This is a genomic window from Pseudoalteromonas fuliginea (assembly GCF_000690055.1).
Lineage (GTDB): Bacteria > Pseudomonadota > Gammaproteobacteria > Enterobacterales > Alteromonadaceae > Pseudoalteromonas > Pseudoalteromonas fuliginea.
Map to the genome: position 1 here is coordinate 1 of NZ_JJNZ01000273.1, position 352 is coordinate 352.

The 352-nt window shown below is 36.4% G+C and carries 1 protein-coding gene; it reads left to right on the plus strand.

The features are described 5' to 3' along the window. On the plus strand, positions 1-352 hold a 352-nt coding region (locus DC53_RS22850; RefSeq protein ID WP_369126321.1), incomplete at both ends, for a type I phosphomannose isomerase catalytic subunit.

Genomic DNA, 352 nt, shown 5'->3' on the forward strand with positions numbered 1-352 from the left:
CCTTTAATTTTTGAGCCCATTTTAAAAGAAAGAATTTGGGGAGGTACTAAACTTAAAACAGACTTGGGTAAAAATATACCTAATGATATTACTGGGGAGAGTCGGGAATTATCTGACGTGCCTGGTGATATGAGTGTAGTAAAGAATGGCGCCTACGCAGGAAAACCACTTATAGAGTTACTTAAAGCACACCCAGAAGCTGTTTTAGGCGATAAAGTATATGACCGTTTTGGATTACATTTTCCATTATTGTTTAAGTTTCTAGACGCCCATAATGATCTTTCTATACAAGTGCATCCTAATGATGAGTTAGCAAAAAAACGTCACAACTCTTTTGGTAAAACAGAGATGT